Source organism: Capnocytophaga sp. oral taxon 338 str. F0234, assembly GCF_000192225.1.
GTDB lineage: Bacteria > Bacteroidota > Bacteroidia > Flavobacteriales > Flavobacteriaceae > Capnocytophaga.
Genome location: NZ_GL872418.1, coordinates 19,398 through 31,713 on the forward strand (window position 1 = coordinate 19,398; position 12,316 = coordinate 31,713).

At 37.5% G+C, this 12,316-nt stretch carries 14 protein-coding genes; 5 read left to right on the plus strand and 9 right to left on the minus strand.

Annotation, left to right across the window (positions count from 1 at the left end; genetic code table 11):
• Window positions 1-64: 64 nt before the first annotated feature.
• Entirely contained in the window at window positions 65-382 is a 318-nt protein-coding gene (locus HMPREF9071_RS10920) for a barstar family protein (protein WP_009401299.1), read from the plus strand.
• A gap of 159 nt (window positions 383-541) precedes the next feature.
• Here the strand turns inward: HMPREF9071_RS10920 and recA are convergent, their stop codons facing one another.
• Together recA and HMPREF9071_RS10930 are read right to left on the minus strand one after the other, a co-directional pair.
• Window positions 542-1,690, minus strand: a complete 1,149-nt coding sequence (recA, locus tag HMPREF9071_RS10925) for a recombinase RecA (RefSeq protein ID WP_009401300.1) — start codon at window positions 1,688-1,690, stop codon at window positions 542-544.
• Between the two features lie 83 nt (window positions 1,691-1,773).
• Entirely contained in the window at window positions 1,774-2,286 is a 513-nt protein-coding gene (locus HMPREF9071_RS10930) for an inorganic diphosphatase (RefSeq protein WP_009401301.1), read from the minus strand.
• 120 nt (window positions 2,287-2,406) lie between these two features.
• On the opposite strand from HMPREF9071_RS10930, the gene HMPREF9071_RS10935 reads away from it, so the two are divergent.
• Both HMPREF9071_RS10935 and HMPREF9071_RS10940 read left to right on the plus strand, forming a co-directional pair.
• The gene (locus HMPREF9071_RS10935) at window positions 2,407-3,360 is read left to right on the plus strand and encodes a DUF438 domain-containing protein (RefSeq protein ID WP_009401302.1); all 954 of its coding nucleotides are present in this window, start codon (window positions 2,407-2,409) and stop codon (window positions 3,358-3,360) included.
• A gap of 69 nt (window positions 3,361-3,429) precedes the next feature.
• Window positions 3,430-4,368 (plus strand): polyprenyl synthetase family protein, encoded by a 939-nt coding sequence (locus tag HMPREF9071_RS10940; RefSeq protein ID WP_050784946.1) that lies wholly within the window; start codon window positions 3,430-3,432, stop codon window positions 4,366-4,368.
• A gap of 16 nt (window positions 4,369-4,384) precedes the next feature.
• On the opposite strand, the gene HMPREF9071_RS10945 is transcribed toward HMPREF9071_RS10940, so the two are convergent.
• The 3 genes from HMPREF9071_RS10945 to HMPREF9071_RS10955 are packed head-to-tail and all read right to left on the minus strand — an operon-like array spanning window position 4,385 to window position 5,922.
• Window positions 4,385-4,975: a Maf family nucleotide pyrophosphatase gene (locus tag HMPREF9071_RS10945; protein ID WP_009401304.1), complete on the minus strand. Its 591-nt coding sequence runs from the start codon at window positions 4,973-4,975 to the stop codon at window positions 4,385-4,387.
• 6 nt (window positions 4,976-4,981) lie between these two features.
• Window positions 4,982-5,323, minus strand: coding sequence for a DUF2149 domain-containing protein (locus HMPREF9071_RS10950; protein ID WP_009401305.1), 342 nt, complete (start codon window positions 5,321-5,323; stop codon window positions 4,982-4,984).
• A complete protein-coding gene (locus HMPREF9071_RS10955; RefSeq protein ID WP_040358756.1) occupies window positions 5,320-5,922 on the minus strand; it encodes a MotA/TolQ/ExbB proton channel family protein in 603 nt (200 codons plus the stop codon). Before HMPREF9071_RS10955 ends, HMPREF9071_RS10950 begins: the two co-directional genes overlap by 4 nt.
• Before the next feature lie 217 nt (window positions 5,923-6,139).
• Here HMPREF9071_RS10955 and HMPREF9071_RS10960 point away from each other — a divergent pair, with 217 nt between their 5' ends.
• Window positions 6,140-6,877, plus strand: a complete 738-nt coding sequence (locus tag HMPREF9071_RS10960) for an ABC transporter permease (RefSeq protein ID WP_040358757.1) — start codon at window positions 6,140-6,142, stop codon at window positions 6,875-6,877.
• Entirely contained in the window at window positions 6,878-7,642 is a 765-nt protein-coding gene (locus tag HMPREF9071_RS10965; RefSeq protein ID WP_009401308.1) for an ABC transporter ATP-binding protein, read from the plus strand.
• Here the strand turns inward: HMPREF9071_RS10965 and gcvH are convergent.
• The 4 genes from gcvH to HMPREF9071_RS10985 are packed head-to-tail and all read right to left on the minus strand — an operon-like array spanning window position 7,639 to window position 12,308.
• Window positions 7,639-8,025, minus strand: a complete 387-nt coding sequence (gene gcvH / locus HMPREF9071_RS10970) for a glycine cleavage system protein GcvH (protein WP_009401309.1) — start codon at window positions 8,023-8,025, stop codon at window positions 7,639-7,641. The genes HMPREF9071_RS10965 and gcvH overlap by 4 nt on opposite strands.
• Before the next feature lie 50 nt (window positions 8,026-8,075).
• Complete coding sequence (locus HMPREF9071_RS10975; RefSeq protein ID WP_009401310.1) at window positions 8,076-8,579, minus strand: hypothetical protein; 504 nt, start codon at window positions 8,577-8,579, stop codon at window positions 8,076-8,078.
• A 26-nt stretch (window positions 8,580-8,605) separates the two neighbouring features.
• A complete protein-coding gene (gene dld / locus HMPREF9071_RS10980) occupies window positions 8,606-10,297 on the minus strand; it encodes a D-lactate dehydrogenase (protein ID WP_009401311.1) in 1,692 nt (563 codons plus the stop codon).
• A 43-nt stretch (window positions 10,298-10,340) separates the two neighbouring features.
• Window positions 10,341-12,308, minus strand: a complete 1,968-nt coding sequence (locus HMPREF9071_RS10985; RefSeq protein ID WP_009401312.1) for a protein-disulfide reductase DsbD — start codon at window positions 12,306-12,308, stop codon at window positions 10,341-10,343.
• Window positions 12,309-12,316 lie beyond the last annotated feature (8 nt).

Below are 12,316 nucleotides of genomic sequence, written 5' to 3' on the forward strand. Positions count from 1 at the left end.
ATAAGACAACACAACATTTTTCTAACATAAAAACACTTTTTTATAAAAATACTAATTAATAAAAATGAGTACCTACATTAGAAAAAATGCTTTGGAATTTCACATTGATTTGCGAAATGTACATGATGAACGCACTTTTTTGATGAGAATGAAAGAAGGCTTCTCTTTTCCAGATTATTTCGGATACACTTTGGACTGTTTGGATGATTGCATGCAATCCTTAGACTGGATAGAACATAAGCATGTATTGGCAAAGTTCTATCACCTGGAGGATGTGAAAAAGCACAATGAAACCTTGTATGGGGAAATCGTCAATAGTCTTAATCTTTATCGTTCTTATTGGACTGGGAATAAAGAAAAAAACGTTCAATTTGAATATTAATCCTTACGAGAGATCGCTATCCAAAAAGTATAGTTAACAATAATCCTTACCTCCTGTAGGAGGTAAGAGGAAGAGTATTTGCAGTTTTTTGGACAGTTTTTTTCTTCAAATAGAACTAACTACTTAAAAATAAAGCAACCTATATAGGTTGCTTTATTTTTATTTATCATCTTCTTCCTCGTCAAAGGCTTCATCATCAGGTTCATCATATTCAGATTCATCTTCCTGATCTTTACTCTTGGATTTTGTCTTTGTTTTTTTCTTAACAACTACTTTTCCTTCCCTAACAGCTTCTTTAATTTTATTTTCTATCTCTTCTGCCATTTCAGGATTATCCAAAAGTACTGTCTTCATAGCCTCTCTCCCTTGAGCCAAACGTGTACCTCCATAGCTATACCATGCCCCACTTTTAGAAAGAATATCATAATCCGTTCCCCAATCTATAATTTCTCCCGTTTTTGAAATTCCCTCTCCGTATATAATTTCAAATTCAGTATTTTGGAAAGGAGGGGCTACTTTGTTCTTTACTACTTTTACTCTGGTAAGGCTTCCATAGGCTTCTCCTTCTTTATTTTTCAAAGGAGAAGGTTGTCGGCGTACATCCACTCTTACAGATGCATAGAATTTTAAGGCATTTCCTCCAGTAGTGGTCTCAGGATTTCCAAAGGAAACCCCTATTTTTTCCCTGAGTTGATTGATGAACATCACCACACAATTAGCCCTACTAATACTCCCTGTTATTTTACGAAGCGCCTGAGACATAAGGCGTGCATGTACCCCCATCTTGGATTCTCCCATATCTCCTTCAATTTCCACTTTAGGAGTAAGGGCTGCTACAGAGTCCACCACAATAATATCCACTGCTCCTGAACGAATAAGATTGTCCACAATCTCCAGAGCTTGCTCTCCATTATCAGGTTGTGAAATAATGAGATTATCTATATCTATTCCTATTTTCTTAGCATACCCTGGATCAAAAGCATGTTCTGCATCAATAAAGGCAGCTGAACCTCCTTTTTTCTGAGCCTCTGCAATAGCATGCAAGGTAAGGGTAGTTTTCCCTGAAGATTCCTGACCGAAAATCTCAATAATGCGTCCACGAGGATAACCTCCTACCCCTAAGGCTATATCCAACCCTAAAGAGCCAGAGGGGATTACCTCTACCTTCTCAGCAACCTTATCGCCTAAGCGCATTACGGTTCCCTTTCCAAAGGTTTTATCAAGTTTCTCTAAAGCAAGTTTTAAGGCTTTGGCTTTAGCTTCTTTATCCTTGATTTCCTCTACTTTTTCTTTTTCTTTTTTTGCCATTGATTTTTAATTTTTTAATAACCTTAAGGAAATCTTTAAGCCAATTATCTTCTATAGCAAAGATTTCCATACATTATAAGAAGTTATAATACAAACTTCTTAACAGATTGCCTTTGATAACGTTCTATGCACGCTCTGTATACTTCAAGTGCTTTTTCTGCATTTCCCCATCCTCTTACCTCTACCTTCTTGTTTTCAAGGTCTTTATACACCTTAAAGAAATGTTCTATCTCCTTAGTCAGATGAGGGTTTACTTCATTAAGTTCATTAAGAGATCTTACCATGGGATCCGCCTTAGGAACACAAAGAACCTTTTCATCTCCTCCTTTTTCATCGGACATATAAAGGATTCCTACAGGTTTAACTTCTACTACACAACCAGGAAAAAAAGGGATAGTAGAGATAACAAGTACATCCAAAGGATCTCCATCATCGGCAAGGGTTTCTGGGATAAAACCATAATCCGTAGGATATACCATAGAAGTATGGAGCATTCTGTCAAAACGCATTTTACCTAATTCAAAATCATATTCATACTTATTCCTACTTCCTTTTGGGATTTCAATAAGCACATCAAAAGTTGTCTCTTTTGTCATCTTTTATATTTCTTTGAAAATTAAAGAGCAAAGGTATATATTTTTTTTTATTATCAAAACAAATATTATGTTTCTTTGCCCAGAAAAAAGTTGTATATTTGCCCCATAATTTTGTAAGATATGTATTCAGAACTTTCAGAAGGACACCCCATACGCACCTACTTACGTGAGACAGAACTTATTGAAAACCTATTAGATGAGATCATGCGTACTGATCCCTCTGAGGATTATCAGAAGTTCTACAACCTTTTCAATCAACTTTCCACTGTTGAAAAGCGCTTCCAGCGTAAAGAAAATCAACTCTTTCCTTTCTTAGAGCAACACGGTTGGACAAATCCTTCACAAAATATGTGGTCATTCCATGATACTATTCGTGATATGTTTCGTTTAGTACGTAAGAACTTGGAGGAGAAGGACCTTGTAGGCGCTAAAAACAATATGGTATATGTAGAAGAAAATTTGCAACGCTTACTCAATATAGAATATAACATCCTTTTTGCACGTGCTTTGGATATTCTTTCTGAAGATGATTGGATAAAAATGAGACAAGGAGAAGAGGAAATTGGTTGGATGCTCCCGACCCCTCCTCCTCCCTACCCTAATGAATCCACCTATATACATCCTTCTATGGACACCACTCTACGTACTGATGTTGTCTTTGATGAAAAGGCACAGCATTATAATGAAGGATATATGACCATAGAGCAGGTAAACTTACTGCTAAAGACTCTTCCTGTTGATATTACTTTTGTAGATGAGCATGATAAGGTTATCTTCTATAATCGTGGAGAAGAACGCGTGTTCCCTCGTAGTGCAGGTATTATAGGTCGTGAAGTCAAGTTCTGTCATCCTCCAAAGAGTGTAGGAACTGTACTCAAAATAGTAGAAGCTTTCCGTAATGGCACTCAGAATGAAGCTAATTTCTGGTTTAACTATCGCGGTAGGCTTATTTATGTGCGCTATTTTGCTGTACGTGATGCACAGAAGAATTATAAGGGAGTGATAGAGATGTCTCAGGATATTACTGATATCAAAACCATCGAAGGAGAAAGACGACTTTTAGAATGGGAGTAAATAATTTTTTTTATATTTTCAACTTTGGCAAAAATCATAGAACAAATAAAAGAACCCATCGCTCAGGAGATGGCTACCTTTGAGGACAAATTCAGACAATCCATGTCCTCACGGGTTGCTCTACTGAACCGTATCACACACTATATTGTAAATAGAAAAGGAAAACAAATGCGCCCCATGTTTGTCTTCTTAGTAGCAAAACTCATCTCCAATGGTATTATAAACGAGCGTACTTACAGAGGGGCTGCTGTAATAGAACTTATTCATACCGCAACCTTGGTGCATGATGATGTAGTAGATGATAGTAATAAGCGACGCGGTTTCTTCTCTATCAATGCATTATGGAAAAATAAAATTGCTGTTCTGGTAGGCGATTATCTTCTTTCTAAAGGACTTCTGTTATCAATAGATAATAATGATTTTGACCTGTTGAAGATTATCTCCGTCGCCGTACGTGAAATGAGCGAGGGAGAGCTCCTTCAAATGGAAAAAGCCCGCCGGTTGGATATTACTGAAGAAGTATATTATGAAATCATCCGACAGAAAACAGCCACTCTTATTGCTGCTTGTTGTGCTATGGGTGCCTGTTCTGTTGCTCCTGAGAATACTACGCTAATAGAAAAGATGCGACTCTTTGGAGAATGTGTGGGCATGGCTTTCCAGATAAAAGACGACCTTTTTGACTATACAGAAGAGGCTATTGGAAAACCTACAGGTATTGATATTAAAGAGCAGAAAATGACCCTCCCCCTTATTTATGTATTGAATACAGTGAAAGAAAAAGATCGCCACTGGCTCATTAATAGTATTAAGAACTATAATACAGATAAGAAACGGGTAAAAGAAGTCATTGCCTTTGTAAAAGCTCATGGAGGTATAGAGCGTACTCAAGAGAAAATGAGAGCTTACCAAAGAAAAGCACTTGCTATTTTAGATGATTTTCCTGCTTCTCCCTTCAAAAAAGCTCTCTTACAAATTGTGGACTACGTAATTGAACGAACAACATAATATAACCCTCACATTTTCAATTTTCTATCATATCCATTAGTTCTCTGTAGAACAAATAGGTGGGGAATCCTACTACATTATTATAGGAGCCTTTAATTTGAGTGATTCCTACGGCTCCTATCCATTCTTGAATTCCATAACTACCAGCCTTATCAAAAGGATGATAATTAGCTAAATAGTAGTTAATCATCTCAGAGGTAAGAGGAGCAAAAGTTACCTCAGTAGTATCACAAAAGATTTTCTGTTTGTCCTTCATCGTAAGGCATACAGCCGTAATTACCTCATGTGTTTTCCCAGAAAAGGCAGTAAGTGTCGCCAAAGCATCTGCATAATCCCTAGGCTTACCGATAGCTTCACCTTCAAACCAAATAAGCGTATCAGCAGTAATCAAAACTTCCTTATCCCTAAGTTCCTTAAGGAAGGGTACTGCCTTACTCCTAGCTATATAGAGGGGAATTTCTTCTCTACACAATTCAGGAGGATAATGTTCCTCAATTTCTTTGATGCGTACTTGAAAATCAAGCCGTAATTCTCTTAAAAACTGTTGTCTACGAGGAGAGGAAGAAGCTAAAATAAGTGTATAATCCTTTAATTTATCTAATAACATGATGCATTAATCTGGAACAAAAATATTTTCACCATCCTCATTTTCATAAAGTATTCCCAAGCGTTTACCCTTTTCTTTAGAAGAACCATCAGAGGGAGAGCCCCCCTTAGTTGTCTTGTATTTAGTAATTTTTTCTCCTTTTTTCTGAATAATTTCCATATCATCTCCGTTCTTATTCACAATCGTAAAATCTCCTCCAGTAAAGAAAGCCGAGAGATTTAGGTTCATTACCATGGAAACCATCAATGCTACAGAGAAGACCATAGCTACATCAAAGAGATTTACTACCACACTTAGGGGATCTGCATCATCATCCTTGAAAGGCATTGTTCTACGCGTATTTCTCATTTCTCAATAAGTTGTTGGTTATAGGTACGAGTAATATAATCCAATTGGTTCACCTCCTTAGCATACCAGCGTTGCTTGAGCTGAAGGGTTATCAGCCCTACCAGGCTCACAACAAGCCCTACTACAGTAGTGGCAAAAACCACCTGCATATTGGATGCCATCTTGGAAATATCCCCTTGAGAAAGTCCTGTAAGAGCAGGGCTCATAGCAATAAGCGTCCCGATAAGCCCTAATACAGGACCTACTTTTGCTAATAATTTGGAAGTAACTACATCTTTTTCCGCTTCATTCTCAAAATTAGTTATCATATAATCAGTATAAGCATCATCCGCAGGATGTTCTAATATTTTACGCAAGTACTTTACAAACAATGAATTATCCTTCTTTGGTAGTACCTTATGTAATTCAACTACCGACTCAGGAGTAAGGCTCTGAAGTATAGGGCGAAGCTGTCTCTCATTCTTATACTTAGTAATATACTGATTGTAAAAGCTGCCTACCAACAGTAAAGCACGTACAAAAAGTACCAATAGCACAATAATATCAGGAATAAGGAGGCTATCGGAAACCAAAAAGAGGATTTGTGAAATCTGATCCATATCTATCATTTTTTTGCGGAGCAAAGGTACGAAATTAATTCTATTTTTTTTGTTTTTACTTATTCTAAAAAAATATTAACTTATCTCTTTTTTTACAATAGGATGTAATAGCTATGAAAGCATTTGTAACTTAATGAAAACAAGAGAAAAGGAAATTTTTCACTTTTCATTTTTCACTATTCACTTTTTTTGTACCTTTGCCCTTTCAAAGAACAAGATGAAACACTTAGAAGCTATCGGGCGCTATTTCCTGATGATATATGAAATATTTCGTAAGCGAACCAAATGGTCTATAATGAAAAAGCTCATTATGAAAGAGATAGATGACCTTATGTATAGTTCATTGGGGATTATTGCCTTTATTTCGCTATTTGTAGGAGCTGTAATTGCTATACAAATGGCACTGAATATTGATAATCCTCTTATTCCTAAGAGTTTGATTGGTTTTGCTACACGTCAGACCATTGTACTGGAGTTTGCTCCTACTTTCACCTCTATCATTGTAGCAGGGAAAGTAGGTTCCTTTATCACTTCCAGTATAGGTACTATGCGGGTTACCGAACAGATTGATGCTCTAGATATTATGGGGGTCAATTCACTGAATTATCTAATCTTTCCTAAAATTATTGCTTTGCTTTTATATCCCTTTGCTATTACTATGGCGATGGCTTTAGGTATCTATGGAGGATATATAGCAGCTACTGTAGGACATTACGCCACTTCAGCAGAATTTTTAGAAGGTTTAAAACTTCAATTCCGTTCCTTTGATATTACCTACGCACTAATTAAGAGTGTTATCTTTGCCTTCGTGCTGGCGACTATCCCTGCTTATCATGGCTATTATATGAAAGGAGGTGCCTTGGATGTAGGAAAGGCTAGTACAGTATCCTTTGTATGGACAAGTGTTGCCATTATTATTATTGATTTTATCATCACTCAAATACTTCTTACATAAATGATTGAAGTACAGAATATAAAAAAATCCTTTGACGGAGTGGAAATTCTCAAGGGAATCTCTGCAACCTTTCATAAAGGAAAAACGAACCTCATCATCGGACAGAGTGGTTCTGGGAAGACTGTTTTTCTTAAAACTCTTTTGGGACTTTATGCACCTGATAGCGGAAACATTATTTATGATGGGGTCAAATACACCGATATGAACAAGGAGCAGCGCCGGAAGTTACGACAGAAAATGGGCATGGTTTTCCAAGGAAGTGCCCTCTTTGACTCCATGACAGTGGAAGAGAATGTAATGTTTCCCTTACAGATGTTCTCCTCCCTCTCCTCAGCAGAGATGAAAGACAGGGTGGATTTCGTTCTGGATAAGGTAAATTTAGTAGATGCCCATCACAAAAAACCTTCTGAAATATCAGGAGGAATGCAAAAACGTGTGGCTATTGCTCGTGCGGTAGTCAATGAGCCCAAATACCTATTCTGTGATGAACCCAACTCAGGATTAGATCCCAAAACAGCCATTGTAATAGATAACCTTATCCACACAGTAACCGAGGAGTTCAATATCACCACCATTATTAATACCCATGATATGAATTCAGTGATGGAAATAGGCGAACAGATTATCTTCCTTAAGAATGGCTACAAAGAATGGGAAGGCAGCAAAGATACTATCTTCAAGACAGATAATGAAGCGGTTACCGACTTTGTATATTCCTCTGAACTCTTTAAAAAAGTACGGAAGATGTATTTAGATAATGATTAATCATTATTAGCGTTAATTATTGCCTGGTATGCCTCCGCTGTAAGAAGGGTATCCCACTGCTCTATTTGGGTAGGTTTTATTTGGAGAATCCATGCTTGGTAGGGAATCTTATTAATTTGTTCAGGCTTGCGTACGAGTTCTTTGTTGAAGGCAACAATCTCCGCAGAGAGGGGCATATACAGGTCAGAGAGGGTTTTTACCGCCTCTATAGTGCCAAATATCTGATCCTTTTCGAGTGTTTGCCCCTCTGTTTCTACCTCTACATATACGATATCACTGAGTTGTTCTTGAGCAAAATCAGTAATCCCTGCATAATACACTTCTCCTTCTTGTCGCACCCATAAGTGCTCCGGAGTATAACGAAGATCTTTAGGAAAAAACATATTAATTTTAGTTTTTAAGTTTTGAATTATTTAGTCATGAAATAAGTTCTTTACTTCTTATAATTATAGTTTCTTGTATATACCCAAAGAAGAGAATTGTTTTCATTGGAGACTCCTACTTCTATGAAAACATCCTCCCTTTGAAGTTCTTTGCTCAGAAAAAAAGGTTTTGCTTCTTCCCACTTTTGGGTTAAAATAAACTGTTCTCCCTTGCCCTTGTAAGAAAGACTATACTGAATATTGTTTGTAAGACGGAATTCTTGAATCTCATCAGAGATACATTGTACCGATTCCTCTTCATATTCTCCCTTTTCGCTTTGCACATAAGCTCTTAGTATATCACAACAATTTCCTTGTATGAAATAATCATTTCCCTCTTTACGTAATCGAATATGTGTTAACACTATATGTCGGGTTGTCCTGTCCATAGCTATATCTTTATCACAATAACACTCCTGGTGGATAGCCTGTTTGTTTTGCGGTAAGAGATTCTTTCTTTGCGCATGACAAGAGAAGAGTATCCCAAATAATAAGAATATTATTCTTTTTTTCATAAGTATTAATCATTGATAATTAATCCCTATTTCCAATCTTTTTTCTTAGAGGTCTTCCCAATACCTGAGTTAAAGCTATTGGTAGGATCCAGTTCCTTATAAAAGTTCTTAAGGGAATCCTTGGCGTGATATAGGTGACCGACATTATGTTCGGCGGGATATTCCGCTCCTCTCCTATCAAGTATCTTAAGCATTTCTTCCTCTATCTCCTCACAATTATAGCCTTTCTTAATCACATAATCCTGATGGAAAACATGACACATAAAATGTCCATAATAGAGCTTGTGTAGGATCTTGTTGTCTAATTCGGCAGGGAGTTGTTCAAACCAGTTCTCCTCATTGCGCTTAAGAGCTATGTCCAAAGCTACAATATCCTCTACTTCTTTTTCATGTACGGAGCGGTAACGAATGGCTGCTGATGCTACAGCAAAACGCAAGAGCATAGCTGCTTGGGCAAGCTTAGCATCACACTCAAAATAAGCTCCTTTATTCTTATCAGCAAAGTATTCCTTAAGGTATTCTCGAGCTTCTTCTACCCCTTTTCCACCCATTTTTAGGATAAGGTGGTGTTCATATTGATTGCGATAATCCCACATAATCTGAGGTAAATGCTTAGGCATAAGTTTAGAGGTACCCTGTAGGAATTTTTCACTAAAATGATGTGGCATAAAAGGGAGTTTTTTTGCCACACGGTCTGCCCATGCTTTAAGAGAAAAGAGTTTAGGTAGGTACTCAGTACCTACATGCTTGATGTACCAGAAAGTATCCTTACCATATTTAGCAGCAATGTCAAATGCTGTACGGTGAATATACTCTCCGGAGATAGGAATCTGCTCAAAGGTTCCAAGCATGTGTCGGCGTAGCTCAGTGAGTACCTTAGTGTCATTAGTACCAATGTAGAACACTGCTGTATGCTCTTCGGCAGGGAAAGTATCTACACGCACGGCAAAGATCGCAAGGCGACCTGCACTTCCTGAAGCTTCATATAGACGAGCAGGGTCAGCGTTAAAGCGAGCAGGAGTATCAGCATCTATCTGACGAACATGATTACAATATTCATGATCATGCCCTCTTTTCCCAGTGTCCTTGATATCCTTATTTTGGTATTTCCCCTCCTGTAGGTTAGTGAGTATCTCCTTAGGAGTCTCCCCTAAATCAATTCCCAAATGATTGATAAGCTCCAGTTTCCCATCAGCATTACGCTGAGCATAGAGCGCCATCTCAGTATAGGCAGGACCTCTCTGTACAAGAGAGCCTCCTGAGTTATTACATACTCCACCAATCACTGAAGCTCCTATACAGGAAGAGCCAATCACCGAATGAGGTTCTCTCCCATAAGGCTTAAGTTCCTGTTCTAAATGATTCAATGTAGAACCAGGTAAGCATACCGCTTGTTCTCCATTGAGGATAAGTTGAATATTATCATTACGCATAGTATTGATAATCACTACATCACGGTCATAATCATTTCCAAAAGGATTAGACCCTCCTGTAATTCCTGTATTTGCAGCTTGAGAGATGACAATTACATCTGCATCCATACAAGCTTCAAGGATTTGCCATTGTTCCCACAGAGTAGCAGGGCGCACCACCGCCAAAGCATTTCCTGTCCCAAATCGGTAACCAGTGCGATAGCGTTCTGTCTGTGAAGGGTTTGTAATCACATACTTACTCCCCACAATCTGACGTAGTCTTTCTAATAAATTTTGTGTATTCACAATTTACAAATTGTTAACAATGTAATATTTAATAAATTGATAATTAATTAACCATTGATTTAATTCCTTTTTCAAGCCATTCTTTATAAGTTTCTGTATCCACATATTGTACTGGGGTAGAGAGAAGTTCTGTATTAGGTGAAAGGAGGACATAATATGGCTGGGAAGCCGTAGAGAAATTCACCTCTTGAAAAGTTGCCCACTTATCCCCTATAGTCTTTATATACTCCACACGACCGTTGCGATGCTTAAAATCAAATTGCTGTTCCTTAGGGAGTTCCTCCTTATCATCCACATAAAGAGAGATAAGAACATACTGTTGCATAAGTTGCTTCACTTGAGAGTCCGTCCATACATGTTCCTCCATTTTACGGCAATTCACACATGCCCATCCTGTAAAATCCAACATCACTGGCATATTATGTTCCTTAGCATACGCCATTCCTTGATAATAGTCCTTAAAGATAATCTGTCCACTACTTTGCTCTTTAGGGAAGAAGGCATAAGATTCTGGGGGAGGGAAACCACTAAGTATACGCAAGCTATTCTTTCCGAAAAGTCCTAAAAGCAGATATATAGAAAATAATCCCGAAAGTACCCCTATAAACAAACGACCTTTGGAGTATTGTAGCAATGATTTTTTAGGTCCATCATGAGGAAAACGAATAAAACCAAAGAGATATAAGGTGAGTAAGGCAAAAAGAATAAACCAGAGCCCTACAAATATTTCTCTTTTAAGCAATCCCCAGTGCTCTACCAGGTCAGCATTAGAAAGGAACTTAAGTGCAAAAGCCAATTCTAAAAAGCCTAAAAATACTTTAGCAGTGGTCATCCAACCTCCTGATTTGGGTAAAGAATTCAACCAAGAGGGGAAAAGAGCAAAGAGTACAAACGGTAAAGCCAAGGAAAGCCCAAAACCTGCCATTCCTAAAGTTAGTTGAGTAGCTCCTCCTGAGGAGAGTGATCCCGCCAAAAGTGATCCTAAAATAGGTCCCGTACAAGAGAAGGAAACTATGGCTAAAGTCAGTGCCATAAAGAAAATTCCAATGATTCCCCCTATATTAGAAGCATTATCCATCTTATTCCCCCATGATGCAGGCAACGTAATTTCATAGAATCCAAAGAAGGAAAAAGCAAAAAATACAAAAATTACAAAGAAAATTACATTCAACCATACATTAGTAGAAATAGTATTGAGAATTTCGGGATCTATATTATCCAAAAAGTGAAAGGGAATACTTAAAAGCACATATATCAATAGGATAAAAAGCCCATATAGAAAAGCATTGAATATACCTTTTCTACGTGTTTTGCTCTGCTTAGTAAAGAAAGAGACTGTAAGAGGTATCATAGGAAACACACAAGGAGTAAGTAAGGCTATAAAGCCTCCTAAGAAGCCTAAGATGAATACTGTCCAGTTGGATTCTTTTTTTGTTTCCTCAATAAGTTCTTTGTTCTTGAGAGGGAGCTCGAGATTTTTTGCCAAATCCTGACTACGTGCATCTATGTGTTTTTCTTCTACTTGAGCCACAGATCCATCCAAAGAAAAGGCAAAATCCTCCTTGAGGTTGATACATACATCTATACAAGCTTGGCAGAAGATTTCCCCTTTGATATACTTTACATTAGGATCAGTAAGCTTAACTTTTTGAGTGATTTTTATATTTTTCTCAAAGAAAAGTTCGTTCACTCCAAAAACATCATTAAAAGCTTTCTGTAGACCTTCCTCTTGAGATTCTCCCATAAGCTCTATTCCCTGTGTTGTATAGGTAATGACCATAGGAAGGGCTCCTCCTTCTGGATTTTTCTGAGAATAAACATGCCATTTTGGAGCAATTTTCCCACTAAAAGTAAGCAAATATTCTGTATCAGAAAGTCTCTCCTGAGAGAAAGACCATTGTACAGGATTTTCATCACGTTGTTCAAAGGGTTTACTCCCAAAAGAAATTTGGGCTTTAGCCATAAAACTCCATAATATGGAAAAGAATAAAACAAAACTACTTTTTTTCATATAAATTA

What these genes read in the sequence shown, in the direction of transcription:
- HMPREF9071_RS10965 (WP_009401308.1), top strand. Translation starts at nt 6,878, where the DNA reads ATGATTGAAGTACAGAATATAAAAAAATCCTTTGACGGAGTGGAAATT.
- HMPREF9071_RS10955 (WP_040358756.1), bottom strand. Translation starts at nt 5,922, where the DNA reads ATGGATCAGATTTCACAAATCCTCTTTTTGGTTTCCGATAGCCTCCTT.
- HMPREF9071_RS10940 (WP_050784946.1), top strand. Translation starts at nt 3,430, where the DNA reads ATGGCTACCTTTGAGGACAAATTCAGACAATCCATGTCCTCACGGGTT.
- HMPREF9071_RS10950 (WP_009401305.1), bottom strand. Translation starts at nt 5,323, where the DNA reads ATGAGAAATACGCGTAGAACAATGCCTTTCAAGGATGATGATGCAGAT.
- HMPREF9071_RS10935 (WP_009401302.1), top strand. Translation starts at nt 2,407, where the DNA reads ATGTATTCAGAACTTTCAGAAGGACACCCCATACGCACCTACTTACGT.
- gcvH (WP_009401309.1), bottom strand. Translation starts at nt 8,025, where the DNA reads ATGTTTTTTCCTAAAGATCTTCGTTATACTCCGGAGCACTTATGGGTG.
- HMPREF9071_RS10975 (WP_009401310.1), bottom strand. Translation starts at nt 8,579, where the DNA reads ATGAAAAAAAGAATAATATTCTTATTATTTGGGATACTCTTCTCTTGT.
- HMPREF9071_RS10960 (WP_040358757.1), top strand. Translation starts at nt 6,140, where the DNA reads ATGAAACACTTAGAAGCTATCGGGCGCTATTTCCTGATGATATATGAA.
- HMPREF9071_RS10920 (WP_009401299.1), top strand. Translation starts at nt 65, where the DNA reads ATGAGTACCTACATTAGAAAAAATGCTTTGGAATTTCACATTGATTTG.
- recA (WP_009401300.1), bottom strand. Translation starts at nt 1,690, where the DNA reads ATGGCAAAAAAAGAAAAAGAAAAAGTAGAGGAAATCAAGGATAAAGAA.
- HMPREF9071_RS10985 (WP_009401312.1), bottom strand. Translation starts at nt 12,308, where the DNA reads ATGAAAAAAAGTAGTTTTGTTTTATTCTTTTCCATATTATGGAGTTTT.
- HMPREF9071_RS10930 (WP_009401301.1), bottom strand. Translation starts at nt 2,286, where the DNA reads ATGACAAAAGAGACAACTTTTGATGTGCTTATTGAAATCCCAAAAGGA.
- HMPREF9071_RS10945 (WP_009401304.1), bottom strand. Translation starts at nt 4,975, where the DNA reads ATGTTATTAGATAAATTAAAGGATTATACACTTATTTTAGCTTCTTCC.